The organism is Halospeciosus flavus (assembly GCF_029814175.1).
Taxonomy (GTDB): domain Archaea; phylum Halobacteriota; class Halobacteria; order Halobacteriales; family Halobacteriaceae; genus Halospeciosus; species Halospeciosus flavus.
Genome location: NZ_CP122312.1, coordinates 1,581,653 through 1,608,494 on the forward strand (window position 1 = coordinate 1,581,653; position 26,842 = coordinate 1,608,494).

Below are 26,842 nucleotides of genomic sequence, written 5' to 3' on the forward strand. Positions count from 1 at the left end.
GGGCGGAGTGAGGTTCGGGTGAACTCTTTTGTCGGACGGAGAGAAATATCGTGTTAATGGGTACCACTGAACAACATACGGCAGTGGGCGTCGGACGTCTCGTCGAACTCCTGTTCGTCGTCGCCGTCCTCGGGAGCGTCGCGATGCTCGGCGGCGTCGCGTACGACCAGACGACCGCCACGACGACGCCGGTCGAGGTCGTCGAGGTGAACGCCGACCCGGTCGGCGACGACGCCACGAACCTCCAGAGTGAGTACGTCGTCGTCCGAAATACGGGAGAAGATACCCTCCGTCTCGGGTCGTGGCAACTGACCGACGGTGAGCACGCGTACACGTTTCCCGAAGGCGTCACTCTCGAACCCGGGGAAACCGTGACTGTCTCCACTGGCGGCGGCACGGACACCACACACGACCGCTACTGGGGTGCGGGCGAACCGGTGTGGGAGGTCGGCGAGACGGTCGTCCTCACGACGGCCGACGGAGAGCGTCTCCTCTCACATCGGATCGGACCGCACGGTGCCTGACCGGACTCGCCGGAGTCACCACTGCCCCAGACCCGTCTGGGTCTGCCCGGACTTCACCTCGTCCCACGACATGCCCAGCGCCTCGATGATGCGCGCGATGGGGCCTTCGAGGGTCTTCTCGAGCATCTTGTCCCAGTCGATGTCGAACTCCTCGGGGATCTGGTCGGCGTACTCGTAGCAGATGACGTCCGGGTCGCGTTTGAACTCGGCGTACAACGGGTCGGTCTGCGGGTCGAGTCCCTGCTCCGACTCGACGCGCTGCCAGAACTCGGGGTGGACTTTCTCCAGGTAGAGGCGCTTGGGCTTCGACCCGCGCCGGAAGTTCGTCCCGAGCAGGAGGTTGGCGTACTGCGCGCCGCGGACCTGCGCGGTCGGGGTGTCGTAGGCGTCGAGGCGCTTGCCGATGCCGCCGGGGATGCCCACGTCGTCGAGCGAGACCTCGCCGTTCTCGTAGTCCTCGATGACGTCGTGGACGTACTCCTTGATGTCGTCGGTCTCGGCGCCGGTGACGATCTGCTCGATGACGTGTTTCTGGACCTTCTTCGTGATGGGCGCGATATCCGAGCGCTTGTACTCGAAGCCGGTGATGTCGATGTCGTCGACGTCCTTGCCCTCCTTCCAGACGATGTGGCCGGCGTAGCGTTTCTTCTTGCCCGCCTGGAAGAATCGCCGGTAGAGTTTCTCGAACTCGATTTCGAAGAAGTGCTCTTCGGCGTCGAGTTCCTCCAGCGCGAACTCGTCGTAGCGGTCGTTGATGTACTCCTCGATGTCGAAGGAGGTCTCGATGGCCTCCTCCTTGGAGATACCCGGGCCGAGTTCGAGCATCACGGAGTCGGTATTGTGCAGGACGATACCGCCGACGCCGTCGACGAAGTTCTCGTTCTCGGCGACGCTGAGGTCGTAGACGTACCCGTCGTGGTCTACCTCGGTGAGGACTGGGTCACGGCCACCGCGGTAGGAGTCGGCGGTGCGAATCGTGTACGAGTCCTTGCTGTCGCGGTACTTCAGCGAGTGCTTCTTCCCGCGTTGAGTCAGGAGCGTCGAGAGGCCGCCGGCGAGTTCCCGGCTCGTCGTCTCGAAGTCGAAGTTCCGCTCGGCGTACTCTTCCGAGTAGCGAGGGAACTCTCGGGATCCGTCACCCTCGACGAGGACGTCGAGGAAGAGGTCCTGTTCGGCTTCGGGGAGGTGGTAGACGAACGACGGGATACGCTTTCCACGGGACGTCTGCCCGGCGAACTCCCGGAAGAAGACCGCCGAGAGTTCGTTCATCATCTGGAGTTTGAGCGTCCGATCGTCGTAGGTGACCGACCGTTCGCCGTCGTCAGTTTCGTAGTTAACCGTCCGCTCCTCGCGGGCGTCGCTCGCGACGATGCCCGCCGTCGCGTTCTCGAACAGCCGGTGGTAGTCGTCTTGGAGCTGTTCGAGCCACTCACGCCGGGATTCAGCGATGCTCGCACCGAACCTCGAGTCGGTCGTCTCGACAGTCGAAGCACCCCCCTCGGGGACGTACGCGGCGAGTAGTCGGACAAGTGCCCGTCCATCTTCACTGTCGACATCGACGTACCGCTGAACCTTGACGGTCGAATCGAGGTCGTCGTAATGCTCGTGACCGAACCAGACGTACTCCTCGTTCGCGTGGACACGCTTCGTCTTCGTAGTCGTTCCTCCGGTCCCACGTCCGTCCTCGTACTCGCGCTCGTAGCCGTCAAGCACGTCGTACACGTCGATGGTCCCGACCACATCCACGTCGGGAAGGTCGGGAACACGGAGGGGAGCGTCGACTTCTTTGGGGGCCGTCTCGACGTACTCGCCGTCCTCTTCGACGACGTAGGAGTGGTCGCGCGTCGTGGTCGACTCGCCGAACTTGTGCTGGAGTTTGACGACGTCCTTGTCCGTCTCGTGACGAATGACTTGCTCGATGGGTTGCCACTCGGTTTCGCCGTCCTCGTTCAGTGAGAGTGCCTCCCACCCGTCGAGTGTCCGCCTATCCTTCGGAAGTCCAGTGCTGCCGACGGGGTCCCCGTCAGCGGTGATGAGGACTTCCGACTCGGCTCCCGACGCTGCCCGCTCGAACAGGTCCTCGATAGGCGTGATTCGGACGCGCCCGCTCGGGTCGCGGACGACGATGGGCCGGTCTCCGGTGACACTGTCCCCGTAGGCCACCTCGTGGTCCATCTCCTTCGCCGCCGTCTCGGTGAACTGGATGACGTCCCGACCGGTCGCGGTGACGGCGGCGCCCATCTCCTTGTCGTAGAGGCGGAAGCGCTCCCAACCAAGAACCCCATATAAAGAATTCATAATAACTTTGACAGCTGCTTGCTGCCGGTCGTACCTCTCGTATTCTGGAGTTCCCGGCTCGTTTTTATTTCTCAGCGATTTTTTACTTTCTCGCTCACTGAGGGTCTCGTCGATAATCTCGCGGATGATGCCGTCCGGCTCCGTTCGGAAGTGCGTCCCGTTGGGCGCGTGGAAGGTCTCGCCGTCGTAGGCGTCGGGGTCGACCTTCGTCTCCGGCGACGCGTTGATGGTCATCATCGACATCGGGTAGAGACTCTTCAGGTCGAGCACCGTCACGTTCTCCTTGACGCCCGTGATGGGTTCGAAGACGGCGCCGCCCTCGTACTCCTCGGCCTCCTGCTGGCCCTTCGAGGGGAGGACGAAGCGCCCGTACGCCTTGTGAAGGATGTACATGTCGACCGCGTCGCCGGGCGTCGTCGCGTCTTCGAGTTTACAGCCGACGAACTCGGCGACCTCCTCCCAGAACGGGATGATGCCCTGCTTGCGGTCGATCTCGACGCAGAGTTCCACGTCCCGAACGTTGTACTCCAGCAGGCGTTCGGGTTCTTGCTCCCACAGGTCGCCGATGTCGCCCGTGTAGCGTTCCTTCCCGACGCCGAGTTCCGTCTCCGCGACGGCGTCGAGGCGGTAGGAGTCGAGTTCGGAGAACTGCGTGCGCTCGTAGGCGTACAGCAGGTCGAAGACGACCCGCCCCTTGATGTTCGGGCCGCCCCACCCGCTGTCCCACACCTCGTCGACGCGTGAGAGGCGGTCGGAGTCGAGGTTCCGGTCGGTCCGGGGGTCGAGGCGGTCGAGGCGGTCGATGAAGTAGGGGGCGTCGAAGTCCTCGAAGTTCCACCCCGTCAGCACGTCGGGGTCCGTCTCGTCGAGGTAGTCGAGGAACGCCTCCAGCATCGCCTCCTCCTCGTCGAAGACCCGTACCTCGACGGACGGGTCGGCGTCGTCTTCGAGGAAGTCGTAGTCGAGCAGGTCTTGCGGGGCGGGAACCTCGGCCTCGGGGGCGTCGAACAACCACGCGACGTACTCGTCGCGGTAGGAGTCGTGACTGGAGAGACAGATGATCGGTTCCTCACCCTCCTCGGGGAAGCCCTGGCGGTCGTCGACCTCGATGTCGAAGGTGTTCACTCGGAGGTTCGCCTCGGCCTCGACGGCTTCGAGTTCGCCGTGGTTGGCGACGAAGGTGTCGTCTTCGGCGCGGCGCTCGGGGACGCGGACACCGCTCTGGATGTCCTTGTCGATGAGCAGGCGGTTCGGGAAGAGGATGTCCGCCTCGTAGTGGTCGTACTCGTCGCGGATGTTCCCGACGTCGCGGGGCGTCCGCCCGTAAATCTTGGTCAGTTCCTCCCCGCGGATACTCGTGTAGGGGTCGCCGTTCTCGTCGGTTTCCTCGTGACCCGTGATGACGTCCTTCTCCAGGTCGCCGGGTTCCAGGGAGTCGGTCGGCGCGTAGAAGTAGGGGCGGAAGCCGTGGACGCGGACGTGTTCGGCCGTGTCGTCGGCTGTCCGGCCGAAGACGTGGAGGACCGGGCGCTCGCGGTCGCCCGACCCCTCGACCGTGTAGTCGACCTGCGTGACCATCAGGTCGACCGTCCCCTCGGCCTCCGGGAGCGCACCGCGCTCGGCGTCCAGCACCTCGTTGACGAGAGGGTCGCCGTCACCGGCCACGTAGCGTGCCTCCTCGGCGGGGCGCTCGGCGTCGGCCGCATCGTCGTCCTCGCCGCCGGAGAAGTCGGCGAGCGTGGTTTCCGTCATTACACGTTGGTTGCGCCTACCGACCTAAAAGCCCGCGCATATCTCGCGTCCGGTGCCGCCCTTCTACCCCGAAATCGTCGCCCCCACCGAACCGACGGCGAGCATGTGTCCCATAGAAAGGTATATAGCTTGGTAACACATAGCACAGGTCGAGGTGTCAAAAGTGTCCGACCGCGCGACCTCGAGCGACGAACTGGGCCGGAACGACCTCCCGGAAGCGGAGGGTGACGAGTTCCCGGAGGTGGAGGTGTACGAGACAGAGGACGGGGTCGTGCTCTACGACTCGGACAACCCACTCGCGTGGCTGAAGGCGTCGAACGCCCAGCCACTCGCCGACCTGAGATAGCAACCTTAACACCCCTCGGTGCGGTTCTTTTCGCCGTGTACAATCCGCTGAAACCGCAGTCGGCCGTCCCCGACGACGAGGACGCCGACGGCGATGGAGACGGCGAGGGCGAGGAGGCGACGCTCGACCCGTGGGTGAAACGGCAGTTCTTCAAACTCGTCGTCCTCCTCAACCTCGGTATCCTCGGGACCGCGCTCGGCGCGATGTTCCTCTACTTCCGCCAGGACTACCTCGTCGCCGCGCTCTTCGGTCTGCCCGGACTCGCCGTCCTCGTCTACGCGCTCGTCGACTACCGCCGGGTCAAGAAACGTATATCGGAGCGCAACGCCTAGACCCGCCCATGCGCACGGTTCGCGACGCCGACGGGAACACCTACCTCCTCCTGAAAGAGTCCGACGAGAGTTCGCGCGTCCGCGACCCCGAGACGGGCGAGGAGCGCCACCTCCCGAACGAGGAGTTGGACGTCGTCGACGGCGAGGCACCTCTCGACGCGGCCGCGACGGCCGTCCCGGAATCAGTCCGTGCGGTCGTCCGGGCCGCCCACGACGACACCGCGCTCGGATTTCTGGTCGAACTCTACCACGACGGCCCGCTCGCCGCCCGGTACGCCCTCGACGCCTACGACTGCTGTGAGAGCGACCTGTTCGGGATGGTCTCGGAGTTCCGGATGGCCGGCCTCGTCGAGCAGACGGAGACGCCGACCGGCGAGGGGTACGCCCTCACCGAGACGGGAGAACGGGGCGTCGAAGCCCTGCTCGACTAGTCGCCCGCAGTTTCGAGGACTCGTTCCCTGACGCCGCGTTCGACGTGTGAGCGGTTGGTCGTCGAGTCCTTCTCGACGTGGAGCAGGTCGTCGGCCGCGCCCACGAGTTCGTCGTCGTGGCTGACGACCACGATCTGTTCGACGCCCAGTTCGCGCATCGACTCCACGAGGTCGACGAGTTGTGAGACGTGACCCGAGTCGAGGAACACCGTCGGTTCGTCGAGGATGAGCGGCGGGAGCGGCGCCGCGCCCTCGATTCCCTCCGCGAGGAGTCGGTAGATGGCACAGCGCAGGCTGAGGTTGAAGATGGCGCGTTCGCCGCCCGAGAGTTGTTCGGGGTCGAGCGTCTCGCCGTCCTTCTGGTAGACGGTGAGTTCGTACTGACCGTCGAGTTCGATGCGCGCGTAGGAGTCGTTCTGGTAGACGAGGTCGAACGTCTCGTTCAGCAGGCGTTCGAGCCGAGAGACGTTCTGTTGGCGGAGTTCGGCGCGGAGGTCGCCGTAGAGACTCTCCAGGTCCGCGGTCTCCTCGCGGAGCGCACGGAGGCGCTCGACGCGCGCCTCGACCTCGTCGCGTTCCTCGCGGAGGGCTTCGAGTTGTTCGAGGTTCGCCTCGACCGTCTTGATGTCGCCGAGGAGGTCGTCACGTCGCTCGTCGAGGTCGGACAGTTTCGACTCGACCTGCTCTAAGTAGTCCTCGGCCCGCCGTTTGTCCTGTTTCGCCGTCTCGACCGACTCCTCGTCGAACGACTCGTCGAGGCTGCGTTTGCGCTCGCGGGCGTCCGTCAGGTGCTCGCGTCGCTCCTCGTTGCGGTCGGCGAGGTCGGCCGCCTTCTCGGCGAGGCGTTCGGCTTCGCGCTCGTGGTCGTCGCGCTCGTCGACCGCGTCCGAGAGGTCGTCGAGCGTCTCGAGACGCGACTTCAACTCGGTGGTCTGGGCGTTCAGTTCGCCGAGTTCGCTCCGTTTCTCGTCCGCCGCCTCGCGTTTGGCGTCGGCCGTCTCGCGGGCGTCTTCGGCGTCGGCTTCGAGTTCCGCGGCCTCCTCGCGGAGCGTGCTCGCGCGTTCGCGCTTCTCCTCGACCTGGCCCTCGCGTTCGTCGAGGAGGCTCTCGACGCGCTCCTTCTGCGAGCGGAGGTCGCGGACGTCCGCCTCCACGGAGACGAGGTGTTCGGCGCGTTCGACGCGCTCGCGGAGCGTCGCCTTCTCCTCCTCGACGTCGGCGAGTCGCTCCTCTAACTCGGCGACCTCGGCGCGGTACTCGTCCAGCGAGTCGACGTGGGGCGACCCCTCGACGTCCTGGCCGCACTCGGGGCACTTCCCCTGGTCGAGGAGGTCTTCGCCCTCTTCGACGCGCGAGCGGGCGGTCGCCAGTTGCTCGCGGAGTTCGGTCTCCGTCTCGCGGCAGTCGTCGAGGTCCTCCTCCGGGTCGGCGAGGAGCGACTCGGCCTCGCCGAACGCGACGTCGGCGCTCTCGAACTCGTCCTCTTTCGCTTCGATGTCTGCGGCGAGTTCGCGGACCTGCTCGCGCTGCTCTTCGAGGTCGGCGGCGAGTTCCTCGGCCTCGGTTTCGAGGTCGGCGGCTTCCGAGCGTTTCTCACTCGCGCGCGTTTCGAGGTCGTTCGCTCGCTCCTCGTGACTGTTGGCTTCGCTCGTGAGACGCTCGATGGCGCCGACGACGTCCTGTCGGTCGCTCTGGCGTGCTTCGAGTTCGTCGGCGAGTTCTTCGTGCTTCGCTTCGACGACCGTCTCGTCGGCCTCGTCGAGGGCCGTCTCGGCGAGGAGGTCGTCGACTCGCTCGTCGAGTTCCGCGGCGCGCTCGCGGTGGTTCCGTGCCTGCTCGCGGACGTCCTCGCGTTCGGACTCCGTCTCGGAGATCTTCTCGCGGAGGTCGTCGATGCGCTCGCGGAGATTCGACAACTCGTCGCGTTTCTCCTCGTACTCTTCGAGGGTCGCCTCCGCCTCCTGTTTCGTCTGCCGGGCCTGCTCGCGGTTCTGCTCGTAGTTTTCGATCTTCTCCTCGACTTCGGAGAGGTTCGTCTGGAGGGCGGCGCGCCGCTCGTGGAGGTCCTTCGCCTCCAGTTCCTCGATCTGGCGGTTCAGTTGTTTGAGGCCCCCGCTGACGTCCTGGAGGACGTCCTCGACGCCGAGCCGGGCGTCGCCGGCGCGTTCGCGGTACTCCTCCAGTTTTCCGAGTTGGAGGAGGTCGTCGATCATGTCCTGGCGCTCGCGAGGGGAGGCGTTGATGAGTTTGTTCACCTCGCCCTGCCGGACGTACGCGCAGTTGACGAACGCGTCCTCGTCCATTCGGAGGAGGCTCGCGACGTGGGACTCGACGTCGGTGACGCCGTCGATACTCCCCGAGGGGGTCTCGAGGGTGCAGTCGGTCGTCGTCGGGCGGTCGCCCGTCGCGCGGATGCGCCGGTGGAGGTGGTAGTCGCCCCCGTCGTGGGTGAACCAGAGGTCCACCTCCATCTCGTCGGCGCCCTTCGTCACGACCTCGTCGAGCGTCCGGTCGAGGGCGCTCGCGCCGTAGAGCGCGAAGAAGCAGGCTTCGAGCAGCGAGGACTTCCCGCTCCCGTTGAGTCCGTGGATGACTGTCACGCCACGGTCGAGGCGGACGTCGGTCTCCTCGTAGCACTTGTAGTTCTTCAACTGGACGCGTTCGAACTTCACAGGTAGTCCTCCATGGTCGTCGTGGCTGGTTCGTCGGGTGTCTCGTCGGCGTCGTCGGTGCTCCGAGTCTCGTCGGCGTCGTGCGCGTCGGTCTCGTCGGCGTCGTGCGCGTCGGGTGTCTCGTCGGCGTCGTCGGTGCTCCGAGTCTCGTCGGCGTCGTGCGCGTCGGTCTCGTCGTCGCCGTCGCCGGTGTCGGGGAGTTCGTCGGCGTCCTCGTCGAGGATGGACTCGACCCGCTGTTTGACCGTCTCGCGGACGTTCGAGTCGGCGACCTTGCTCTCGCGGACCGTCTCGTCGATGTCGCGGGCGGGTTGGCTCAGGCCGAGGTCGCGCAGGCGCTCGCGGACCGCCTCGTCGGGGTCGGCGAACGATACGTCGACGTCGACCTCGGCGTCCTCGATCTCGCGGCGGTCGTTGACGCGTGTGACGAGCGCCCCGCGCTCCTCGCCGAACTGTTCGACGTCGGCGGGGGTGACCTGCCCACCGTCGCCGTCGACCGTCACGACGACGACGGCGTCCTCGACGTCGCGTTCGCGGACGCGCTCGCGGACGTACTCGGTCCCCTCGTCGCCCTCGAGTTCGACGTCGACGAAGACGAAGTCGCGGGTCTCGATGCGCTTGCGGCGGATGTCGACGGGGTCCCCGAAGGTGACGAGGTTGTAGCCGCGGGGGTCGCGCTCGCTCGCGCTGGCGCGCTCGGTCGACCCACAGTAGGTGACCCACGTCTCGCCGAGTTGGGCCGTGTCGGGCGTGTGGTCGTCGCCGAGGAGCACCGCGTCGAAGTCCACGTTCGACTGGTCGAGGACGGCGTCGAGGTCCCAGTTCGCGTGTGCGAAGGGCGTGAAGAGTCCGTGGCCGACGAGTGCGGTGTGCTCGGTCTCGGGGGCGGCGAAGTCGTAGTCGACGTCGTCGCGCTTCGACTCGGGGACGTAGTCGAGACCGTAGAACGTGGTGTCGCCGATTCGCTCGCCGTCGAAGTCGAGGCGAGTCGCGAGGTCCATCGTCTCGAAGAGGTCGAGCCACTGGGCGTTCCTGGTGCCCTCGTGGTTCCCGACGATGGCGAGGAAGGGGATGTCGGCGCCGCGGAGCGGTCGGAGGACGGAGATCGTCCCGAGGAGGTCTTCGAGGTCGGGACGGCGGTCGTGGAAGAGGTCGCCCGCGTGGACCACCGCGTCCACGTCCTGTTCGATGGCGTCGTCGACGACGCGCCGGAAGGCGTCGAGGAAGTCCTGCCGGCGCTCGGGGGAGTGGTACTGGCGGTAGCCCAGGTGGGTGTCCCCCGTGTGGATGACCCGAGTCATTAGTCGTGGGTAGTAGCCCTCTCGCAGATAAAACTCCGGCGCAACCTCTCGCGACTGCAGTCCACGAGTGCGCGAACCGAAACCGAGACAGAGAGAGACCGAGTAGCACTCCCCCTTCCCACCGCGGGGAGGCGCCGTAGTTACTCGATGTTGAGGCTGTAGAGACGCTTGCGGGCGTCGGAGAAGGAGAACCGAGACTCGACGAGATCCTCTTCTTCGAGGCGGTTCAGCGCGTAGCGGACCGTCCGCGGCGGCAGCAGCGTCTCGTCGGCGAGTTCGCTCTGGGTCAGCGTGTCGTTGTACTCGAGAACCTTCGCGACGAGTTTCGCGCTCGGCGGCAGGTCGCGAACCCGTTCGAGGGTTTCCTCGCCCGCGGTCTGAAGTGTCGTGGCGCTCATGCTACTCGGTCGTACCGCATACAGAGAGATAATATTTGTGGTTCTGTTTGATTACTACAGGGCATTCGTCCCGTCGCTTCGTTCACCCGAAACCTCTTATGAGCTTGCGCCCTAGCAATATTCGATGACTGACAGCGTGGACGACGCCGAGCTGCCCTTCGACGATGGGGCCTCCAAGCAGGAGAAGATCGAAGCCCTGCAGGAGCGGCTCGACGTCCTCGAGGAGCAAAACGAGGAGATGCGCGACGAGCTCCTCGACGCCAACGCCGAGAACAACAAGTACCAGCAGAAGTTGGAGCGCCTCTCCCACGAGAACAAGAAGCTCAAGCAGTCGCCGCTGTTCGTCGCGACGGTCCAAGAGCTCAACGACGAGGGCGCGATCATCAAACAGCACGGGAACAACCAGGAGGCACTCACCGAGGTCACCGAGGAGATGCACGAGGACCTCGAACCCGGTGCCCGCGTCGCCGTCAACAACTCCCTCTCCGTGGTCAAACGCCTCGACGACGAGGCCGACGTCCGCGCGAAGGTGATGCAGGTCGAACAGAACCCCGACGTCGGCTACGAGGACATCGGTGGACTCGACGAGCAGCTCCGCGAGGTGCGCGAGACCGTCGAGATGCCGATGGAGAACCCCGAACTCTTCGACTCGGTCGGCATCAAGCCGCCGAGCGGCGTGCTCCTCTACGGGCCGCCGGGGACGGGGAAGACGATGATGGCGAAGGCCGTCGCCGCCCAGACCGACGCGACCTTCATCAAGATGGCCGGCTCCGAGTTGGTCCACAAGTTCATCGGTGAGGGCGCCAAGCTCGTCCGCGACCTCTTCCAGGTCGCCCGCGACCACGAGCCAGCGGTCGTCTTCATCGACGAGATCGACGCCATCGCGTCGAAGCGGACGGACTCGAAGACCTCCGGCGACGCCGAGGTCCAGCGCACGATGATGCAACTCCTCTCCGAGATGGACGGCTTCGACGAACGCGGAGACATCCGCATCATTGCGGCGACCAACCGCTTCGACATGCTCGACCGCGCCATCCTCCGGCCCGGTCGCTTCGACCGTCTCATCGAGGTCCCCAAGCCCGACGAGGTCGGTCGCGAACAGATCTTCGAGATCCACACGCGCGGCATGAACCTCGCCGACGACGTGGACCTCGGGACGCTGGCGCGGGAGACCGACGAACTCTCCGGCGCCGACGTGAAGGCCATCTGTACGGAGGCCGGGATGTACGCCATCCGCGACGACCGTGAAGAGATCACGATGGAGGACTTCCGCCGCGCCGAGAAGAAACTCGAACAGAGTGACACCGACGCCGGCGAAGTCTCGAAAACCTTCGCGTAAGCGACCTCGCTCCTCCCCTCACTCTCCTCACTCTCGCTCTCGCCTCCCGTTCTCGCGACGCCGCGTAGTACGACTTAAGTCACTCCGTATCGAGGATGCAGGTATGGCAGCAATCGACACGGAACACCCCTCCTGGCGGGTGGCCGCGGGAACGTTCGTGAGCTACGGAATTCTCCTCGCCGTCGTCACCGTCCTCCTCTTCCTCGTCCCCTACGCCGTCTTCGCCTTCGGGCTGTAGCGGACGCTCGGGGACGTGATTCCGAGTCGGCTAAAAGCGACGTCGCCGGACGACTACTGCAGGATGTCGCCGATACGGCGCGGTTCGCCCGACAGCGCGGGGTTCGGTTCGACGAGTTTCAGGACCTCGTGGTCCGTGACGTCGGTGTACTCTTTCTGCGTCGCGTCTTCGATGAGGTCGCGTTCCATGCGGAACTCGGTGCCCTCGAAGACCACGTCGACGCCGTCCTCTTCGAAGGAGAGGGCAGTCATATACACGGGAATAGGGGACGAACCGGTAAAAATCCCGCGTCAGAGGGCGAGACCCACAACCGCCAAGTCCCGTCCGAGCGAGGCGTCGGCTATGGAGGTCCCCGACGAACTCGAAACCCGCCGCCTCGCCGTCTTCCTCGCCGTCTCGTTCGGCGTCGCGTGGGCCGTCGGCGCGTACATCTACGCGACTGGCGGTCTCGGTCAGTCGACGTCACTCCTCCCGGGCGTCTCCGTCCCGCGAGTGCTCGTCCTCCTCGTCGTCGGCTACATGTGGGCACCGGCGCTCGGGAACGTCGTCGCTCGCCTCGTGACGGACGAAGGGCGCGAGAACCACCTGCTCCGTCTCCACCTCCGCGAGCGCTGGCGGGTCTGGCTCGCCGCCTGGGTCGGACCGGTCGTCCTCACGCTGCTCGGCGTCGGCCTCTACTTCGCCACCTTCCCGGGTCGATTCTCCTTCGCGCCGATTCGCGAACTCCTCGGTCCCCAGTCCCCGCTCTCCCCCGCGACGTTCGTCCTGGTACAGGTCGTCCAGGCCACGCTCCTCGCACCGGTGATCAACGCCGTCGCGACGTTCGGCGAGGAGTTCGGCTGGCGCGGCTACCTCCTACCGAAACTCCTCCCGCTCGGCCGTCGCGAGGCCGTCCTCGTCTCGGGCGTCGTCTGGGGCGTCTGGCACTGGCCGGTCATCTACATGGGGTACAACTACGGCGTCGGCTATCCCGGCGCGCCGTGGACCGGGATGCTCGCGATGGTCGTCTTCGCGGTCGGCGTCGGTGCGTTCCTCTCGTGGGCGACGCTCCGGTCGGGGAGCGTCTGGCCCGCCGTCGTCGGCCACGGGTCGGTCAACGGCATCGGCGCCATCGGGACGTTCCTCGTCGTCGGGTCACCCTCGCCGCTGCTCGGCCCGGGCGCGACCGGAGTGCTCGTCGCGCTCCCGTGGCTTGTCGTCACGGTGTGGCTCCTCGCCGACGCCGACCGGTTGGCCCCCGTCGAACCGTCCGGGTAACCGACACACGGGACGTTTATACCGGAGGGGTTCCTGTTGGCGGATGTGTTCGGTTCGGACCCCCTCGACGCACTCGTCATCCCGGACGAGACGACGGTCGAAGAGCACGACCTCGTCACCGACGGCGACGTGCTCGTCGGCGGCCAGAGTACCGTCGAGTTCGGGGTCCGCGGCGTGAACGTCGTCGCCGGCGAGCGCGTCCGTTTCGGCGGCGACATCGAGGCGGAGGGCGACTGCCGTCTCGACATGTGGTGTGAGGTCGACGGCAACGTCCTCGTCGGGAAGGACGCCTACCTCGGCGAACGAGTGAAAGTCGACGGCCGCCTCGTCGTCGGCGGCGACCTCGACATCGGCGACGACGTGAACATCGAGGAAGGCTTCGAGGCCAACGGCTGGATCGTCATCCGCAATCCGATGCCGACGGTCGTCTTCTTCATGGCCTACCTCGCCCACTTGTTGCAACTCGGCGAGGAGGAGGAGGCGAAGGAACTCGCCGACGAACTCACCGCCGAGGAGGAGCACCCGCCCGTGCGCATCCCGCGCTCGGCGCACGTCAGCGACGACGCCTGGCGCGTCTCCACGCCCGCGGAGATCGGCGACGACTGTCGCCTCCACGGCAACATCCGCGCCCGGGAGATCGAAGTCGGCGAGAACAACAACCTCTTCGGCAGTCTGCGCGCCCAGGGCGACGTCCACGTCGGCCCCGAGACGAAGGTCCACGGCGACGTGACGACGCGCGGCGGCGACGTCGTCGTCGACGAGGGCGCACTCGTCCTCGGCGACGTCTCCGGCGACAACGTCGAGATCCGGGAGGGTGCGACCGTCGACGGTTCGATTCGCGCGACCGGCGAGATGCGCCTCGCCAGCGACGTCCGACGCGAACCGGAGTGAGTGCGAGAGAGCGAACGCGGCGGGCGCCGTCGAGCGCGGTCGGGAGACTTTTGCACGCGGCCGTCGGTCCCTCCGACATGGTCGACAACGACCCGAGCGCACACCACTTCGGTACGACCGTCTCCGACCTCGACGCGGCCGTCGACTTCTACACGGACGTCTTCGGCTTCGACGTCGCGGGCCGCTTCGAGATCGGCGACGAGAACTTCGCGACCGGCGTCGACGTCGAGGGGGCGACCGGTTCGTTCGCCCACCTGGACGGTGACGGCGCCATCGTCGAACTCGTCGAGTACGACCCGGCGGGCGAGGACCGGACGGGTCTCGACGTCAACGACACCGGTGCGAAGCACCTCGGCGTCTCCGTCGACGACGCCGACGCCTTCTACGCGGACCTCCCCGACGACGTCGAGACGCTGAGCGAGCCGCAGACGACCGCGAGCGGCGCGACCATCTTCTTCGTCCGCGACCCCGACGACAACCTCGTCGAGGTCATCGAGCCCTGAGGACCGCTCCGACCGAAACCCCCTTTTCCCGGAATCCTGTACGTACGGATATGCTCTCTATCGCGCTTGCCGGCAAGCCCAACGCCGGCAAGTCGACCTTCTACACGGCCGCGACGATGGCCGAGGTGGACGTCGCGAACTACCCGTTCACCACCATCGACGCGAACCGCGGCGTGAGCCACGTCCGGACGGAGTGCCCCTGCCTGGAACGCGACGAGCGGTGTGGCGACGAACACTGCCGCGACGGGAAGCGCTACGTCCCCATCGAACTCCTCGACGTCGCTGGACTCGTCCCCGGCGCCCACGAGGGGAAGGGCCTCGGCAACCAGTTCCTCGACGAACTCACCAACGCGGACGCCATCGTCAACGTCGTCGACGCCTCCGGCGGGACGAACGCGGAGGGCGAACCGGTCGAGATCGGTAGCCGCGACCCGCTCGACGACATCGACTTCGTCGAAGAGGAGATGGACCTCTGGCTCGCGAGCATCGTCGACCGCAACTGGGAGAAGATCGAACGCCAGGCGCGCTCGCCGGGGTTCGACATCGACGAGGCGCTCGCGGACATGCTCACCGGCTTCGGCGCCACCGAGTACGACGTCGCCGCCAGCCTCCGCGAACTCGACTACCCCGAGAACCCACAGGCGTGGACCGACGAGGACCGCGAAGCGCTCGCCGTCGAGATTCGCCAGCGGACCAAGCCCATCGTCGTCGTCGCGAACAAGATCGACGTCGCCCCCGAGGAGAACGTCGAGAAACTCCTGAACCTCGACAAGCCCGTAATCCCGGCGACCGCACAGGGCGAACTCGCCCTCCGTCGCGGGGCCGAGGCCGGCGCCATCGACTACGACCCCGGCGACGAGGAGTTCGAGGTCGTCGGTGACCTCCCCGAGCAGCAACGCCAACTCCTCTCGGATCTCCGCGAGACGATGGACGAGTACGGCGGGACCGGCGTGCAGGGCGCGCTGAACCACGCCGTCTACGACCTGCTCGACATGGTCACCGCCTATCCCGTCCAGGACGCGACCCACTGGACCGACGCGCAGGGCAACGTCCTCCCCGACGCCCACCTGCTCCCCCGCGGGTCGACGCCGAAGGACCTCGCCTACGCCGTCCACTCCGACATCGGCGACGGCTACCTCCACGCGGTGAACGCGAAGACGAACCGCGAGGTCGCCGACAGCTACGAACTGGAGGAAGGCGACGTCGTGAAGATCGTCTCGACGGCGAAGTAGCTGGCGGGCGGGCGATCAGGCGGCGTCTTCTGGCTCGACCGTTTCGAGGCGTTCTTCGAGCCACGAGACGGCCTTCGACACTTCGTCGAGGTCCGTCCCGGTCACCTTCACGCTGTTCGGTCCCTCCTCGGAGGGATAACTCCCGACGGCGACGTCGAAGGTGTCGTGGAGTTCCGCGAGGAGGTCGGTGATGGCGCCCTCCGGGGCCGGGGTGTAGATCCGCTCCGAGACGACGTCGCCACCGAACTCGTCGGCGACCGTCTCGAAGACGGCCTTCATCTCCGCGGGGATGCCCGGCGTGACGTAGACGGTCGCCCCGTCCGCGTCGACGGCACACCCCGGCGCGAGACCGGCCTCGTTCTCCAGGACGCGTGCACCCTCCGGGACGGACGCCCACGCGTCGACGTCCAAGTCGAGGTCGTACGCGTCGACGAGTTCGGGGTTCGCGTCGCGGAACTCGGCGGCGGTGCAAATCACGGCGTCCTTCGCGTCGGGGTCGACGACGAGGTCTCTCCCGAGGGCGTCCGCGACGGCGTCCATCGTCACGTCGTCGTGGGTTCCGCCGAGGCCGCCCGTGACGACGACGGCGTCGAAGCGGTCGGCCCACTGGCGGACGTAGTCGGCGATGACTCCACGGTCGTCGGGGACGACGAGAATCCGGGTGACGGTCGCGCCACGGGCCGTCACCTGGCGAGCGAGCCACGTCGCGTTCGTGTTCTCGGTGTCGCCCGAGAGCAACTCGTCGCCGACGGTCAGGATGGCGACCTCCATACACCTCTCGTGACGCGACGGCGTGAAAAAGACTCGCGGTACGTCGTGCAGAGGCGACGCAGCACTGTGACGAGGACGGCGGCGGGGACGACGAAGCCCGTCAGCTCCCGAGACTCGGCGACGGGCCCCGGTCCCGCTCGCCGGTCCCGTCGATGATCTGGTGGATGATGCTATCGATGTCCGGGGGACTCTCTTCCTCCGGTTCGTCGCTCGGGTAGTGTGGGACGGGCATAGCTCACGCGTGATATACTTTGTGGGCCAGATACGTAAATCTCTAGCCTCCCGTCACGCGACCAACAAGAAGGGAGAGAAGGAGAAGGAGGTTAGCGGACGGCCTCGGTAGCCTCCCGCATCACGTCGAGTGCCGCCTCGATCTCGTCGAGACTGGTGGCGTAGGAGATGCGGGCGTACCCTTCGCCGTAGCGGCCGAACGCTTCGCCGGGAACGACGACGACGCCGCGGTCGACGACCTCGTCGACCCACCCTTCGGGGACCTTCGGCATCGCGTAGAAGGCGCCCTCCGGCGTCGGGACCTCCAGACCCATGTCTTCGAGGCCGTCGAGGAGGACGTCGCGGCGCTCGGCGAACGCCTCGACCATCTCGTCGACTGGCTCCTGCGGGCCGGTGAGCGCCGCCTCGGCGGCGTACTGGGCGGGCGCGGAAGCACAGGCCTGGACGTACTGGTGGACGCGGAGCATCCGCTCGACGCGGCGGGGACTGCCGGCGACCCACCCGAGGCGCCACCCGGTCATCGAGTAGGCCTTCGAACAACCGTTGACGACGACCACGTTGTCCGTCTCCGCGAACTCCATGGGGGAGCGGTGCTCGCCCTCGAAGACGATGTGTTCGTACATCTCGTCGGAGATGCAGAGCACGTCGTGCTCGTCGGCGATGCGGGCGAACTCCTTCATATCCTCGACAGACTGGACCGCGCCCGTCGGGTTCGCGGGGGAGTTGACGACGAACGCGGCCGTGTCCTCGGTGATGCGCTCCTCGACCGTCGCGGGGTCGAGCGTGAGGTCCTCGCGGAGCGGGAGGCCAACGGGTTCGCCGCCGGCGAGGTTGGTGAGCGCCTCGTAGGAGACGAAGCCGGGGTCGGGGAAGAGCACCTCTTCGCCGTCGTCGACGTGTGCCTCGATGGCGAGGTGGAGCGCCTCGCTCCCGCCGGCGGTGGCGATGACGCTCCCCTCCTCCAGGTCGAGGTCGTTGTCGCGGGCGTGTTTCTCGCGGATGGCGTCGGTGAGCGCCTCCATCCCGTAGTTCGACGTGTAGGCGTCGGTTTTCCCGGACTCGATAGCCTCGACGGCCGCCTCGCGGGCGTGGCGGGGCGTCGGGAAGTCCGGTTGGCCGAGTCCGAGGTTGATGGCGTCCTCGTCGGCGGCTTCGAACACCTCGCGGATGCCGCTGATCGAGATCCGTTCGACGCGTTCCGAGAAGTCGGTCATGTGGGAGGGAGCGACGGCGAGCGCCAAAAGTCTGCGGTTTTCGGCGACGCCGACTCGGCCCCACCGCTGGGCGTGTGGCGAACAGGGGCACCACCACCCCGACACGGGTCGCCGCGCTCCCGCGAACCGTGCCGGACCGTCGTCAGGTCACGACGTGGAGTCGTCCCGTCCTACTACGTGAACCTTCGGCCGCTACGGCGTGATGTAGGCGTACCCCTCGTCCTGGAGTTTGGTCAGGAGGCCGACGCCCGAGGGGACGACGCGGACGCGCTCGCGGACGTCGCTCGCGTCCAGATCGCGCGCGTGCAAGGAGTTCTGACAGACGAAGAAGTCGACGCCGTCGTCTTGGAGGTCCGCGACGCGCTCGGCGAGTTCGTCGTCGCCTTCTACCGTGAGTAGTGGGGCGGCGTCGCCGTTGAGGAGGACCGCGACGTCGTCCATCTCCACGGAATCGTCGGCGAGGGGGTTCTCGACGTTGGCGAGGACGTGTCCGTTCTCGGCCGGGTCGGAGTTGTGGAAGACGGTCTGCACGTCCGAGTCGACCCGCGCCGCGTACGTGAACGTGACGGTCGGGGTGGAGAATACTGCCGGTATGTACGACACTGGACTGCCGGAAGAGAGACCCTGAATCGGCCATATCCTCGTCTCGGGGCCTACTCCCATCTATTCGCCGCGATACTCGGCGTCATTGGTTGGGGCTTCCTTCTCCGAAGTCTACGCCGGGAAAACCCTGGGACCCTTCTCTCCGCCCAATGAGGCACTCGTTCGAGCAGTCACGACGTACGTTTCTGAAGACGACCGGTGCTGCCGGGGCGGCGGGCCTGACCGGTCTCGCGGGCTGTGCCGGGGGCAGTCCCGACGAACTGACGGTCGCCTACATGCCGATTTACCCCGACATGCAGCACTTCGTCATGGAGAAGGAGGGGTACTACGGCGAACTCGACGCCGAGGTGAAGGCGACCGAGTTCACCGACGGGCCGAGCATCATCCAGGCGTACGCGGGCGGCGGTTTCGACGTCGCGCTGTTCGGCATCGTTCCCGCGCTCATCACGATCGCCAAGACCGGTTCCTCGAAGGTGACCGCCGCGAACATCCAGAACGCGATGAAGATTCTGGCGAGCGACGAGTTCGCCGACATGTACGCCGAACACGGCGCCGACGCCTTCCAGGAGTTCGAAGAACAGAAGGGGCGGAAGTTCACCTTCGGGACGTTCCCCTCGGGGAGCACGCCCGACATCCTCCTGCGCTACTGGCTACGTAACGAACTCGGACTCGACCCGCAGACCGCGGTGAACATCAAAGGTCTCGGCGGCGCCGGTCCCGTCCGGCAGGCGCTCCTCGCCGGCGAGATCGACGGGACCTCCATCATGGAACCGATTCCGACCATCATCGAGGCGAAGGACGCGCCCTTCCAGTCCATCGCGTGGGCCGGCAACTTCATGCCCGGGCAACCCGCCGCCGTCGCACTGATGCGCGACGACCTCCGGAAGAACCGGACGGACCTCGCCGAGGGGTTCGTCGAACAGCACGTCCGCGCGACGAACTTCACGCACGACAACCCCGACGCCGCCGCGAAGGACGCGGCTCAGGTCATCGGGACGGACGTGCTCCCGGTCGACATCGCCCAGCAGGCCATGCAGTCGAAGGCGTCGGACTTCATCTCGAACCCCCACGAGATCGCAGAGCCCACGAAGGTGTTCGCCGAGTACACGAGTCGGCTGAAGGGCATCGAGAAGCTAAGTAACGACCAGGTGTTCGACTTCAGCGTCTACGACTCCGTGGTCGAAGAATGAGTGTCGACACAACTGGGGAGTCGCTCGGAACGGGCGAGGGCGAGTCCGACGCCACCGTCTTCGGTGGGTTCCAGGGTCGACGCGCGGCTCTCGGTGCGGCCGGGACCCTCGCCTTCCTGGTCGTCTGGCAGGTGGCGTCGCTCGCCTACCCCATCTACCTGCTCCCCTCGCCAGTCGAGGTCGCGCTCGCCGTCGTCGGGCAACTCACGACGTCGGCCGTCCTGACGATTCCCCTCACCACAGTCGACCTGACGCTGCCGAAACTCCTCGTGAAACTCCTCGAGAGCCTCATGCACTACGTTCCGGGGCTCCTCGTGGGCGGGGTGCTCGGCATCGCCGTCGGTGTCGCGATGGGGTGGAGCGAAACGCTCGACGCGGCGTTCACGCCCATCACGCGTATCCTGCGGCCCATCCCGCCGCTAGCGTGGATCGCCTTCGCCATCATCTGGATCGGCATCAACCACCAGGGTGCGGCGTTCATCGTCGCTATCGGGGCGTTCTGGATCAACTTCTACAACGCCTACGCTGGCGTCGAGGGTGTCCCCGCCGAACTCCGGGAGGTCGCGGCGAGTCTCGGCATTCACGACGACCTCACGATGATCCGGAAGGTCGTCCTGCCCAGTGCGAGTCCCGAGATATTCACGGGGATCCGGACGAGTATCGGACAGTGCTGGATGATCGTCGTCGCCGCCGAACTGTTCGGCGCACCGGGCGTCGGGAAACAGATCATCGTCGCCGCACAGAACCTCGCGCTGGACGTGAGCGTCGCCTACATGCTCGTCATCAGTGCGGTGTTCCTCGTCAGCGACGGAGTCTTCCGGAAGATTCAGTCGGAGGTGTTAGCGTGGCGGAGTTGAACTCCGGTGCAGACGACCACGGCACTGAGACCGAGACCGAGGCCGAGGAACCGGCTGTCGCCGTCGATAGCGTCACGAAACGCTACGGCGAGGGTGACTCGGGGACGCTCGCGCTGGAGGACGTCTCCTTCGAGGCCCACGACGGCGAGTTCCTCGTCATCGTCGGTCCCTCGGGCTGCGGGAAGACGACGCTGTTCCGCATCATCGCGGGTCTCGAAGAGCCGACGTCGGGCGAGGTCCGCATCCACGGTGACCCCATCGAGGGTCCCGGGATGGACCGCGGGATGGTCTTCCAGGAGTACCTCCTCTTCCCGTGGCGTACGGTACTCGAGAACGTGAAGTTCGGCCTCGAACAGCAGGACGTCTCCGAGGCCGAAGCCGAGGAGCGTGCGATGAAGATGCTCGACCTCGTGGGTCTCGCCGACGAGGCCGAAAAGTTCCCGAAGGAACTCTCCGGCGGCATGAAACAGCGCGTCGGCATCGCCCGGGCGCTCGCGGTCGACCCCGAGATTCTCCTGATGGACGAACCCTTCGGGAGCGTCGACGCCCAGACACGCGACGCCCTCCACGACGAACTCCTCCGGATATGGAACGAGACGAACAAGACGGTCCTGTTCGTCACGCACGACGTCGACGAGGCGGTGAAACTCGCCGACCGTGTCGTCGTCCTCCAACCCTCGCCGGGCCGAGTGAAGGAGGTCGTCGACGTGGACCTCGACCGTCCACGAGACCGAACCGACGAAGCGTTCGCGACGTACGAGAACCGGATTCGCGAACTCATCGGCGAGTAGGAAAGTTCCGCTGAGGGCGACTCCCCGCGGGTCACGAAGCCGTCGAACGCCTCTCGGCTACGACCGCTGTCGTGGGCCGCCACCTCGTCCGTTCCGCTCGACGGGGACCTCCGACGACGATAACGCGTCCACGAACACCACTATGTCCGCTGTTCTCGCGGTGGAACGGCCGATCAGACGACCATGTTCCAGTAGTCCTTCACGAAGACGAACAGGGTGATGTAACTGGCGTACAGCAGGGCGATCACGCCGGCCACCATCGCGGCCTTCGGCCGTTCGAGGTCGTGGCCCTCCCGGATCTCGACGCTCCGCGCCTCGATCTCGAAGAAGTCGGTGAGGAAGACGCCGACGGCGAGCGTGGCCATGACGATCCCCGAGTGGTGGTGGAGTGTGAGGTAGTAGAACGACGTGACGACGAATCCGCCCAGCGCCACCGAGTGGACCGGGTGTCGAGACGCCTGCTCGACGTCGTCGGCCGACGCGGCCTGCTCGACGACGTGGTCGTGCTGGAGTTTCCGGGTGAGGAACGTGAGCACCGCGAACGCGAGGACGACGTACCCCGCGTACGGTCCGACCACCCTGTCGAGCGGTCCGAATATCGCCACGGATTGGTCTATCATGGCATGGATGTGGGTCGCTTCGACTCTTAGAACTTTCCCCTCGGTCGCCGTTCACTCCTCGCCGAAGAGCGGTCGGGAGGCCGGAACCTGGACGACGGGGACCGGTTCGCCGCGCTCGACCGTGACTTCGGCGTCCGTGTCGACCAGTCCGACGTCCTCGTCGTCGACGAGGAGCGTGACCGCGGTCTCCTCGCGCTCGATCGTGAACGTCGTCGGGAGGCCGAGGACCCAGTCCGTCCGGTCGATGCGGAAGGGCGCGACGGGTGCGACGGACACTGCGTCGACGCCGGCGCCGAGGCGGGGAGCGTCGACGGCGTCCGCGTACTCGGGTCCGCCGGCCGGCGTCGAGACGAGGACGCCGTCGGCGCGAACAGTGTCGACCGTCCGCCGCTCGCCGTCCCGACCGCGCGCGTGGATGCCGAACTCGGAGATGTGGGCCGGTCGAGCCGTGACGAGCATCGCGTCCGTCAGGGCGCGGTGTTCCTCGCCGTCGGTCTCGACGGCGAGCGTCGGTAACTCGACGACGTCGAACGCCGCGGATTCGATGGCTTCGAGCGCGTCGGACAGCGACTCGGAGGTGATTCCACCGACACCGCGGCCGGCGTCGACCGGGAGGAGCGGAACCGTGGCCCCGGCCGCGACGACGTCGAAGAGTGCGGACTCGCCGAGGGCGACCACGACGTCGGGGTCCGCGTCGAGGACGTCGGCGACGCTCCCCGCCGTCGCGTCGAGACCGCGTTGCATCACGAGGTCGGCGGTCTCGTCGCGGCCCTCGCCGACGACGCCGACCTCCTGGGGTGTGAAGTTCGTCATTGTCGGTACGACACACCGTGACGGCAAAAGGGTGGGTGGCTCGCCGCCGCAGTGCGACGGCCTCTCGGTGTCGCCCTCAGTCGTTCGTGACCGCTGCGTACACCTCGCGGGCGACCGGGACCCCGATCCAGAAGGCGGCGGTCCCGAGGATCATCACCCAGAACGCCACGCCCATCAACGCGACCGCGAGTTGGTCGAAGGCGGTCAGGGAACTCGGGATGGGGGCGACCAACTGCACGCCCTCGAAACTCGGCGTCCGGTACCACCCCGCCAGCACGAGCCAGACGAGACCCGCACCGGAGAGCGTACCGAACCCCTTGACGAACTCGTCAGCCATCGTCCGGCCCTCCGTTCGGTTCGTCGTCGCCGGCGCCCATGCCCGAGGCGCGAAAGCGGGTCGCGTACGCGTACACCGCCCCGCCACCACCCATCACGGCCAGTCCGAGGAGTGCCAGCGGGACGTTCACTTCCGAGGCCGGGGCGCTCGCACGGCGGGTCGCGACGTCGAGGAGGGCGAACCCCCCGACGACCCCGACCATCGCGAGGAGGGTCGAGAACACCGTGACGGTCTTGTAGAGGCGGGTCGGGACGACGACGTCCCGGCTCCGGCCCCGGTCGCGGTTCGGTTCGGTCGAGTTGGTGTCTGTCGTAGTCATTGGCTCACTTCGGCGGGCGCAGTCGGTAGTAGCGCTTGTTGAGGTCGTACATGTACCCCTGCCGCATCGACTTCAGCAACGCGTAGCTGATACAGCCCGCGATGGGCGGCAGGATGAACGTCAGGTCGAACAGTAGGTGGGGTGCGATCGGCATCAGGTTCTTGATGGAGAGGAGGCTGATGGTGAACGCGAACACGACGCCGGTGACGCCGACCGACGCCCAGAAGGGCTGTTCGACCGGCCGGCGTGCGTTCCCCCGGTTCAGGAACGGGACGATGGCGATGAAGCCGACGACGATGATGTTGACCACGACGCCGTAGACGCGGTCGGACATCAGTTTCTCGCCGCCGAGGATGGCGAGTTCGGGGTTGAGCGGCCCGAGTTTGAGCAGGCCGAACGTCCAGAGCAGGTACCAGTCCGGCAGGATGATCGCCGGCGTCTGACTCGGGTTCGCCGGCGCGCCGATGTGTGGCGGGAGCGTCGCCGCGAGGAACGTGATCATCCCGACGAAGAACGAGACGATGGCCATGTTCCGGGTGAACTCGTGGGGCCAGTACGGGAAGCCGAGGACGTCCCGCTCGACGTAGTCGGACTCCTCTCGGAGTTGCTGGTCCTCGTAGCGCGAGCGCTCGAAGTACTCGTAGGTGAGTCGGGAGAGGCCCGTGGTCCGCTCCTTGCGTTCGCGCCACGTCGGCGTCTCGTCGTCCGGCGGGACGCCGCCCGGCGCCGGCGAGTCGGCGGCCTCGTCGGCCGCGGCGTCCTCCGTCTCGTCTTCACCACCGTCCGTTCGAAGGTCCGACGTCGGTTCCCGATTTCGTAGATCTTCTTCAGTCATGGGTATCAGTGTGGTTCCGCGATGCCCTGCATCCAGACCAGCGCGAGGTGGATGGCGATGACCGTCGTGACGACGAACGGGAGCAGGAACACGTGGATGATGTACATACGCTTCAGCGTCGCGTCGCCCAGCGCGAAGCCACCGAACAGGAGTTGGGCGACCCACTCACCCGCGAAGGGGATGGAGAGACTCATCTCGACGCCGATCTGACCGGCCCAGTAGGCGAGTTGGTCCCACGGGAGCAGGTAGCCCGTGTAGCCGAACACCATCGTCAGGCTGAGCAGGACGATGCCGATGAGCCAGTTCAGCTCGCGCGGTTCCTTGTACGCGCCGGTGAAGTAGACCCGGAGCATGTGGAGGAACACGGCCGCGGTCATGACCTGCGCGGCCCACCGGTGGAGACTCCGGAGCATGAACCCGAAGTTCAGGTCGGTCATGATGTACGTGATGGAGTTGTACGCCGCCGAGGGGTCGCCCGCCGTCGACGGGGCGTAGTAGAACCCCAGCAGGGCACCCGACATGGCCGCGACGACGTACGCCAGCACCGAGAACGACCCGAGGGCGTACAGCGGGTACCAGTACCAGAACTTGTTGTCGAGGTTGTACTGCTCGGTGTGGCTCTTCGGGAGTTGCATGTTGACCCGGTAGTAGAGCGACTCCACCATCTCCAGGTAGTCGACCAGCCGCAACCGCTTGTCGAGCCAGACGAGCGTCACGAGGAACGTCCGCTCGAGCGGCGTCAGGTCCTTCTCGTCGAGCCACGCACCGTGGTCCATCTCCGTCTCGTCGCCGTCTTCGAGGCTCATGGGTCAGCTCTCCTCCGGTCGCGGGTACGCGACGAACGAGAGTTTCTTGATCTTGAACGGGTCGTACACCGACTGGTGGCAGGGGCAGTACACTTCGTTCGCGGCCCCGAACTGTGCCGCCTGTGCGGTCGTCTTGAACCCCGGCACACAACAGAAGTGCGTGCACTTGTTCAACCACGCGACGAACCCCTGTTCGGTACTCTCCTTGATCCAGGCGTTGTTCGTCTGGTCGTCGTTCGCTAGCCCGGACACCTTCGTACTCCGGAGTACCTGCACCGGAATCGCGTTCTTCGTGTCCTGTGAGCGCCACGTCACCATCGCTGGCTTCCCGGCGCCGGCCGTCCCGATGCCGTTGTTCCACGTCTCGTAGTTCGAGAAGTCGTCGACGTGGACCTTGTCGCCGGCCGAGACCTCCTGTTCTTGCCACTCGTAGCCGCTGTTCGCGGCGTAGCGGAAGTAGTTGTCACCCTCGTACTCGGGGTCGAGGCCCTCGTAGCCCTGGACCCCACAGAACTGGAACCAGTCGGGCGAGTAGACGATGCCGGCGATCTCCTCGCGTGCGACCTTCACCTCCCGGCCCTGCTGTGTCGTCGTCTCGACTTTGGGGTACCGGCCGACGAGGTACCCCTCGTCGTCGATGCGGATGGGTATCTGGGGCATCCCGCGCGGTGCGGGGCCGTCCGTGTTCTCGATACCGAAGTACTGTGTCGGTCCGCCGCCCTGCCCACTCGGGGACGTCGTGAGACTCACGCCGGCGAACCCGGCGGTGCCCACGCCCGCGAGGGCGGCGCTCCCGACGACGCCTTTGACGAACCGGCGTCGCCCGGACTCCGTGTCTGGATATTTGTCTTCGTCTGCCATGCTTATCGCTTGTACCAGGGGTAGATCGCCTTCTTGAGCTGTTCGATCGCCTCACCACTGCCGCCACCGGACCCTTCGGCGTCCTCCTCGCGGACGTAGAGGTCCTCCCACTTGCGGCGGCGTTTCTTCACGATGACCACGTCCGGGAGGAACTCCTTGCGGTAGAGCAGGAGGATGAACGCGAGGTCGACGAACACCGCCGAGAGCAGGAAGCCGAGGAACATGTTCCCGACGGGGTCGTAGCCCCACCCGCCGAGCAGGCCGTAGACGAACGTCCCGACGAACACCACGTCGACGACGGCGAGAATCGTGATTCCGAGGGCCGCCGCGGTGCTCTCGTTCGGTGGCTCGTAACGGTGGATGTCGCCGTACGACGAGTTCTTCTCCGGCATCTAATCCCTCTTGTTGGGTGCACTCGTGTGCGGTGAGCTACCGTACTTCAGCGTGAAGAACGTGAAGACGAGCGCCACGAACATCGCGAGGAGCGTCGCCACCCCGACGTACTGTGCCTGGAAGGGCACGCCCATCTCGTGCGGACTGAGCGTCGCGGGACCCCCACTACCGCCGGGGGGCTGTCCGGACTCGTTGACGACGATGTCGCCGATCATCCCCAGCGACTTGTGGGGGTCACACCAGAAGTGGTAGCGACCCTTCGTCGTGAACGTGTGCGAGTGGGTGTACCCCGTGTTGTGGATCTCGGGGACACCCTTCCACGACGCACCCTCGGGTTGCTTGTCGACGTTGATGTTGTGGTTGTCCGACTCCCAGACGAACTTCACGGTCGTCCCCGGCTGGATGTAGAGGGGACTGTCGGTCGCGCCCTCGAACTTGTAGGGGTCCGAGACGAGCGGAACCGTGACGGTCTTCCCGCTCCCGGGGAGGTCTCCGCCGTCGGACGTCGTCGTCTGGTTGCTCGTCTGGTTCCCCGTCTCGTTCCCGGCGGTCGTCGTGTTGTTGGCCGCCACGCTCGCCACGGCGGACGAACCGGAAGCCTGCGCCGCGCCCGTGGCCCCGGCGACGCCGGCACCCCCGGTTGCGGCACGGAGGAAATCCCGCCTGTTCATACGTGCTATGTGTTCC

31 protein-coding genes are annotated in these 26,842 nt (G+C 66.3%); 13 read left to right on the top strand and 18 right to left on the bottom strand.

The features are described from left to right. Positions 1-56 precede the first annotated feature (56 nt). Entirely contained in the window at positions 57-524 is a 468-nt protein-coding gene (locus P0Y33_RS08210) for a lamin tail domain-containing protein (RefSeq protein WP_279530056.1), read from the top strand. A gap of 15 nt (positions 525-539) precedes the next feature. Here P0Y33_RS08210 and P0Y33_RS08215 read toward each other — a convergent pair whose 3' ends face one another. Next, positions 540-4,574, bottom strand: a complete 4,035-nt coding sequence (locus P0Y33_RS08215; RefSeq protein WP_279530057.1) for a DNA polymerase domain-containing protein — start codon at positions 4,572-4,574, stop codon at positions 540-542. A 163-nt stretch (positions 4,575-4,737) separates the two neighbouring features. Between P0Y33_RS08215 and P0Y33_RS08220 the strand changes: the two genes are divergently transcribed. The 3 genes from P0Y33_RS08220 to P0Y33_RS08230 are packed head-to-tail and all read left to right on the top strand — an operon-like array spanning position 4,738 to position 5,683. Further along, positions 4,738-4,920 carry a DUF7331 family protein gene (locus tag P0Y33_RS08220; protein ID WP_279530058.1) on the top strand — a complete coding sequence of 61 codons (183 nt, stop codon included), beginning with the start codon at positions 4,738-4,740 and terminating at the stop codon, positions 4,918-4,920. A gap of 35 nt (positions 4,921-4,955) precedes the next feature. Continuing rightward, the gene (locus P0Y33_RS08225; protein ID WP_279530059.1) at positions 4,956-5,252 is read left to right on the top strand and encodes a DUF7322 domain-containing protein; all 297 of its coding nucleotides are present in this window, start codon (positions 4,956-4,958) and stop codon (positions 5,250-5,252) included. Between the two features lie 8 nt (positions 5,253-5,260). After that, complete coding sequence (locus P0Y33_RS08230) at positions 5,261-5,683, top strand: DUF7346 family protein (protein ID WP_279530060.1); 423 nt, start codon at positions 5,261-5,263, stop codon at positions 5,681-5,683. Here the strand turns inward: P0Y33_RS08230 and rad50 are convergent. The 3 genes from rad50 to P0Y33_RS08245 all read right to left on the bottom strand — a co-directional run bounded on the left by rad50 (position 5,680) and on the right by P0Y33_RS08245 (position 10,054). Further along, a complete protein-coding gene (gene rad50, locus P0Y33_RS08235; protein WP_279530061.1) occupies positions 5,680-8,355 on the bottom strand; it encodes a DNA double-strand break repair ATPase Rad50 in 2,676 nt (891 codons plus the stop codon). The genes P0Y33_RS08230 and rad50 overlap by 4 nt on opposite strands. Next, the gene (gene mre11, locus P0Y33_RS08240; RefSeq protein ID WP_279526933.1) at positions 8,352-9,656 is read right to left on the bottom strand and encodes a DNA double-strand break repair protein Mre11; all 1,305 of its coding nucleotides are present in this window, start codon (positions 9,654-9,656) and stop codon (positions 8,352-8,354) included. Before mre11 ends, rad50 begins: the two co-directional genes overlap by 4 nt. A 140-nt stretch (positions 9,657-9,796) precedes the next feature. Next, entirely contained in the window at positions 9,797-10,054 is a 258-nt protein-coding gene (locus tag P0Y33_RS08245; RefSeq protein ID WP_279526934.1) for a MarR family transcriptional regulator, read from the bottom strand. A gap of 124 nt (positions 10,055-10,178) precedes the next feature. Here P0Y33_RS08245 and pan1 point away from each other — a divergent pair, with 124 nt between their 5' ends. Next, entirely contained in the window at positions 10,179-11,393 is a 1,215-nt protein-coding gene (pan1, locus tag P0Y33_RS08250; protein ID WP_279526935.1) for a proteasome-activating nucleotidase Pan1, read from the top strand. Between the two features lie 103 nt (positions 11,394-11,496). After that, on the top strand, positions 11,497-11,631 hold the full coding sequence (locus P0Y33_RS08255; RefSeq protein ID WP_279526936.1) for a hypothetical protein: 135 nt from the start codon (positions 11,497-11,499) through the stop codon (positions 11,629-11,631). A gap of 53 nt (positions 11,632-11,684) precedes the next feature. Here P0Y33_RS08255 and P0Y33_RS08260 read toward each other — a convergent pair whose 3' ends face one another. After that, a complete protein-coding gene (locus P0Y33_RS08260; RefSeq protein ID WP_279526937.1) occupies positions 11,685-11,882 on the bottom strand; it encodes a DUF5800 family protein in 198 nt (65 codons plus the stop codon). Between the two features lie 91 nt (positions 11,883-11,973). Here P0Y33_RS08260 and P0Y33_RS08265 point away from each other — a divergent pair, with 91 nt between their 5' ends. From P0Y33_RS08265 to P0Y33_RS08280, 4 genes are all read left to right on the top strand, one after another. Then, entirely contained in the window at positions 11,974-12,888 is a 915-nt protein-coding gene (locus tag P0Y33_RS08265; RefSeq protein ID WP_279526938.1) for a CPBP family intramembrane glutamic endopeptidase, read from the top strand. Positions 12,889-12,933: 45 nt separating this feature from the next. Next, entirely contained in the window at positions 12,934-13,779 is an 846-nt protein-coding gene (locus P0Y33_RS08270; RefSeq protein WP_279526939.1) for a polymer-forming cytoskeletal protein, read from the top strand. 77 nt (positions 13,780-13,856) lie between these two features. Beyond that, positions 13,857-14,282: a VOC family protein gene (locus tag P0Y33_RS08275; RefSeq protein WP_279526940.1), complete on the top strand. Its 426-nt coding sequence runs from the start codon at positions 13,857-13,859 to the stop codon at positions 14,280-14,282. Positions 14,283-14,332: 50 nt separating this feature from the next. Continuing rightward, on the top strand, positions 14,333-15,514 hold the full coding sequence (locus tag P0Y33_RS08280) for a redox-regulated ATPase YchF (RefSeq protein WP_279526941.1): 1,182 nt from the start codon (positions 14,333-14,335) through the stop codon (positions 15,512-15,514). Between the two features lie 15 nt (positions 15,515-15,529). Here P0Y33_RS08280 and P0Y33_RS08285 read toward each other — a convergent pair whose 3' ends face one another. The 4 genes from P0Y33_RS08285 to P0Y33_RS08300 all read right to left on the bottom strand — a co-directional run bounded on the left by P0Y33_RS08285 (position 15,530) and on the right by P0Y33_RS08300 (position 18,333). After that, positions 15,530-16,285: a competence/damage-inducible protein A gene (locus P0Y33_RS08285; protein ID WP_279526942.1), complete on the bottom strand. Its 756-nt coding sequence runs from the start codon at positions 16,283-16,285 to the stop codon at positions 15,530-15,532. 100 nt (positions 16,286-16,385) lie between these two features. Continuing rightward, the gene (locus tag P0Y33_RS08290; protein WP_279526943.1) at positions 16,386-16,517 is read right to left on the bottom strand and encodes a hypothetical protein; all 132 of its coding nucleotides are present in this window, start codon (positions 16,515-16,517) and stop codon (positions 16,386-16,388) included. Positions 16,518-16,608: 91 nt separating this feature from the next. Continuing rightward, positions 16,609-17,730 carry a pyridoxal phosphate-dependent aminotransferase gene (locus tag P0Y33_RS08295; RefSeq protein WP_279526944.1) on the bottom strand — a complete coding sequence of 374 codons (1,122 nt, stop codon included), beginning with the start codon at positions 17,728-17,730 and terminating at the stop codon, positions 16,609-16,611. A 192-nt stretch (positions 17,731-17,922) separates the two neighbouring features. Continuing rightward, positions 17,923-18,333, bottom strand: coding sequence for a DsrE family protein (locus P0Y33_RS08300; RefSeq protein WP_279526945.1), 411 nt, complete (start codon positions 18,331-18,333; stop codon positions 17,923-17,925). Positions 18,334-18,482: 149 nt separating this feature from the next. On the opposite strand from P0Y33_RS08300, the gene P0Y33_RS08305 reads away from it, so the two are divergent. From P0Y33_RS08305 to P0Y33_RS08315, 3 genes are read left to right on the top strand one after another with little or no spacing between them, the layout of a single operon-like run. Then, positions 18,483-19,523 carry an ABC transporter substrate-binding protein gene (locus P0Y33_RS08305; protein ID WP_279526946.1) on the top strand — a complete coding sequence of 347 codons (1,041 nt, stop codon included), beginning with the start codon at positions 18,483-18,485 and terminating at the stop codon, positions 19,521-19,523. Next, positions 19,520-20,380, top strand: coding sequence for an ABC transporter permease (locus P0Y33_RS08310; protein WP_279526947.1), 861 nt, complete (start codon positions 19,520-19,522; stop codon positions 20,378-20,380). Before P0Y33_RS08305 ends, P0Y33_RS08310 begins: the two co-directional genes overlap by 4 nt. Next, on the top strand, positions 20,368-21,171 hold the full coding sequence (locus P0Y33_RS08315) for an ABC transporter ATP-binding protein (RefSeq protein WP_382217412.1): 804 nt from the start codon (positions 20,368-20,370) through the stop codon (positions 21,169-21,171). Before P0Y33_RS08310 ends, P0Y33_RS08315 begins: the two co-directional genes overlap by 13 nt. 173 nt (positions 21,172-21,344) lie before the next feature. On the opposite strand, the gene P0Y33_RS08320 is transcribed toward P0Y33_RS08315, so the two are convergent. From P0Y33_RS08320 to P0Y33_RS08360, 9 genes are all read right to left on the bottom strand, one after another. Continuing rightward, on the bottom strand, positions 21,345-21,791 hold the full coding sequence (locus P0Y33_RS08320; RefSeq protein ID WP_279526948.1) for a DUF7313 family protein: 447 nt from the start codon (positions 21,789-21,791) through the stop codon (positions 21,345-21,347). Positions 21,792-21,842: 51 nt separating this feature from the next. Next, a complete protein-coding gene (locus tag P0Y33_RS08325) occupies positions 21,843-22,604 on the bottom strand; it encodes an NAD(+)/NADH kinase (protein WP_279526949.1) in 762 nt (253 codons plus the stop codon). A 76-nt stretch (positions 22,605-22,680) separates the two neighbouring features. After that, positions 22,681-22,941 (bottom strand): DUF7314 family protein, encoded by a 261-nt coding sequence (locus P0Y33_RS08330; protein ID WP_279526950.1) that lies wholly within the window; start codon positions 22,939-22,941, stop codon positions 22,681-22,683. After that, positions 22,934-23,260 (bottom strand): DUF7315 family membrane protein, encoded by a 327-nt coding sequence (locus P0Y33_RS08335; protein WP_279526951.1) that lies wholly within the window; start codon positions 23,258-23,260, stop codon positions 22,934-22,936. The genes P0Y33_RS08330 and P0Y33_RS08335 overlap by 8 nt, the downstream gene beginning before the upstream one ends. A 4-nt stretch (positions 23,261-23,264) precedes the next feature. Continuing rightward, positions 23,265-24,095 carry a cytochrome b family protein gene (locus tag P0Y33_RS08340; protein ID WP_279526952.1) on the bottom strand — a complete coding sequence of 277 codons (831 nt, stop codon included), beginning with the start codon at positions 24,093-24,095 and terminating at the stop codon, positions 23,265-23,267. A 5-nt stretch (positions 24,096-24,100) separates the two neighbouring features. Continuing rightward, positions 24,101-24,901 carry a cytochrome b gene (locus P0Y33_RS08345; RefSeq protein ID WP_279526953.1) on the bottom strand — a complete coding sequence of 267 codons (801 nt, stop codon included), beginning with the start codon at positions 24,899-24,901 and terminating at the stop codon, positions 24,101-24,103. A 3-nt stretch (positions 24,902-24,904) separates the two neighbouring features. Beyond that, a complete protein-coding gene (locus P0Y33_RS08350; RefSeq protein WP_279526954.1) occupies positions 24,905-25,762 on the bottom strand; it encodes a ubiquinol-cytochrome c reductase iron-sulfur subunit in 858 nt (285 codons plus the stop codon). Positions 25,763-25,764: 2 nt separating this feature from the next. After that, a complete protein-coding gene (locus P0Y33_RS08355; RefSeq protein WP_279526955.1) occupies positions 25,765-26,154 on the bottom strand; it encodes a DUF7318 family protein in 390 nt (129 codons plus the stop codon). After that, positions 26,155-26,826 carry a plastocyanin/azurin family copper-binding protein gene (locus P0Y33_RS08360; RefSeq protein ID WP_279526956.1) on the bottom strand — a complete coding sequence of 224 codons (672 nt, stop codon included), beginning with the start codon at positions 26,824-26,826 and terminating at the stop codon, positions 26,155-26,157. Between the last annotated feature and the right edge of the window lie 16 nt (positions 26,827-26,842).

Bases quoted from the DNA above. Each gene is read 5' to 3' on its own strand.
- P0Y33_RS08245 (WP_279526934.1), bottom strand. From the start codon at position 10,054: ATGAGCGCCACGACACTTCAGACCGCGGGCGAGGAAACCCTCGAACGG.
- P0Y33_RS08230 (WP_279530060.1), top strand. From the start codon at position 5,261: ATGCGCACGGTTCGCGACGCCGACGGGAACACCTACCTCCTCCTGAAA.
- P0Y33_RS08310 (WP_279526947.1), top strand. From the start codon at position 19,520: ATGAGTGTCGACACAACTGGGGAGTCGCTCGGAACGGGCGAGGGCGAG.
- mre11 (WP_279526933.1), bottom strand. From the start codon at position 9,656: ATGACTCGGGTCATCCACACGGGGGACACCCACCTGGGCTACCGCCAG.
- P0Y33_RS08285 (WP_279526942.1), bottom strand. From the start codon at position 16,285: ATGGAGGTCGCCATCCTGACCGTCGGCGACGAGTTGCTCTCGGGCGAC.
- pan1 (WP_279526935.1), top strand. From the start codon at position 10,179: ATGACTGACAGCGTGGACGACGCCGAGCTGCCCTTCGACGATGGGGCC.
- P0Y33_RS08305 (WP_279526946.1), top strand. From the start codon at position 18,483: ATGAGGCACTCGTTCGAGCAGTCACGACGTACGTTTCTGAAGACGACC.
- P0Y33_RS08360 (WP_279526956.1), bottom strand. From the start codon at position 26,826: ATGAACAGGCGGGATTTCCTCCGTGCCGCAACCGGGGGTGCCGGCGTC.
- P0Y33_RS08340 (WP_279526952.1), bottom strand. From the start codon at position 24,095: ATGACTGAAGAAGATCTACGAAATCGGGAACCGACGTCGGACCTTCGA.
- P0Y33_RS08330 (WP_279526950.1), bottom strand. From the start codon at position 22,941: ATGGCTGACGAGTTCGTCAAGGGGTTCGGTACGCTCTCCGGTGCGGGT.
- P0Y33_RS08295 (WP_279526944.1), bottom strand. From the start codon at position 17,730: ATGACCGACTTCTCGGAACGCGTCGAACGGATCTCGATCAGCGGCATC.
- P0Y33_RS08325 (WP_279526949.1), bottom strand. From the start codon at position 22,604: ATGACGAACTTCACACCCCAGGAGGTCGGCGTCGTCGGCGAGGGCCGC.
- P0Y33_RS08350 (WP_279526954.1), bottom strand. From the start codon at position 25,762: ATGGCAGACGAAGACAAATATCCAGACACGGAGTCCGGGCGACGCCGG.
- P0Y33_RS08280 (WP_279526941.1), top strand. From the start codon at position 14,333: ATGCTCTCTATCGCGCTTGCCGGCAAGCCCAACGCCGGCAAGTCGACC.
- P0Y33_RS08260 (WP_279526937.1), bottom strand. From the start codon at position 11,882: ATGACTGCCCTCTCCTTCGAAGAGGACGGCGTCGACGTGGTCTTCGAG.
- P0Y33_RS08210 (WP_279530056.1), top strand. From the start codon at position 57: ATGGGTACCACTGAACAACATACGGCAGTGGGCGTCGGACGTCTCGTC.
- P0Y33_RS08215 (WP_279530057.1), bottom strand. From the start codon at position 4,574: ATGACGGAAACCACGCTCGCCGACTTCTCCGGCGGCGAGGACGACGAT.
- P0Y33_RS08290 (WP_279526943.1), bottom strand. From the start codon at position 16,517: ATGCCCGTCCCACACTACCCGAGCGACGAACCGGAGGAAGAGAGTCCC.
- P0Y33_RS08265 (WP_279526938.1), top strand. From the start codon at position 11,974: ATGGAGGTCCCCGACGAACTCGAAACCCGCCGCCTCGCCGTCTTCCTC.
- P0Y33_RS08275 (WP_279526940.1), top strand. From the start codon at position 13,857: ATGGTCGACAACGACCCGAGCGCACACCACTTCGGTACGACCGTCTCC.
- P0Y33_RS08255 (WP_279526936.1), top strand. From the start codon at position 11,497: ATGGCAGCAATCGACACGGAACACCCCTCCTGGCGGGTGGCCGCGGGA.
- P0Y33_RS08355 (WP_279526955.1), bottom strand. From the start codon at position 26,154: ATGCCGGAGAAGAACTCGTCGTACGGCGACATCCACCGTTACGAGCCA.
- P0Y33_RS08320 (WP_279526948.1), bottom strand. From the start codon at position 21,791: ATGATAGACCAATCCGTGGCGATATTCGGACCGCTCGACAGGGTGGTC.
- P0Y33_RS08335 (WP_279526951.1), bottom strand. From the start codon at position 23,260: ATGACTACGACAGACACCAACTCGACCGAACCGAACCGCGACCGGGGC.
- P0Y33_RS08345 (WP_279526953.1), bottom strand. From the start codon at position 24,901: ATGAGCCTCGAAGACGGCGACGAGACGGAGATGGACCACGGTGCGTGG.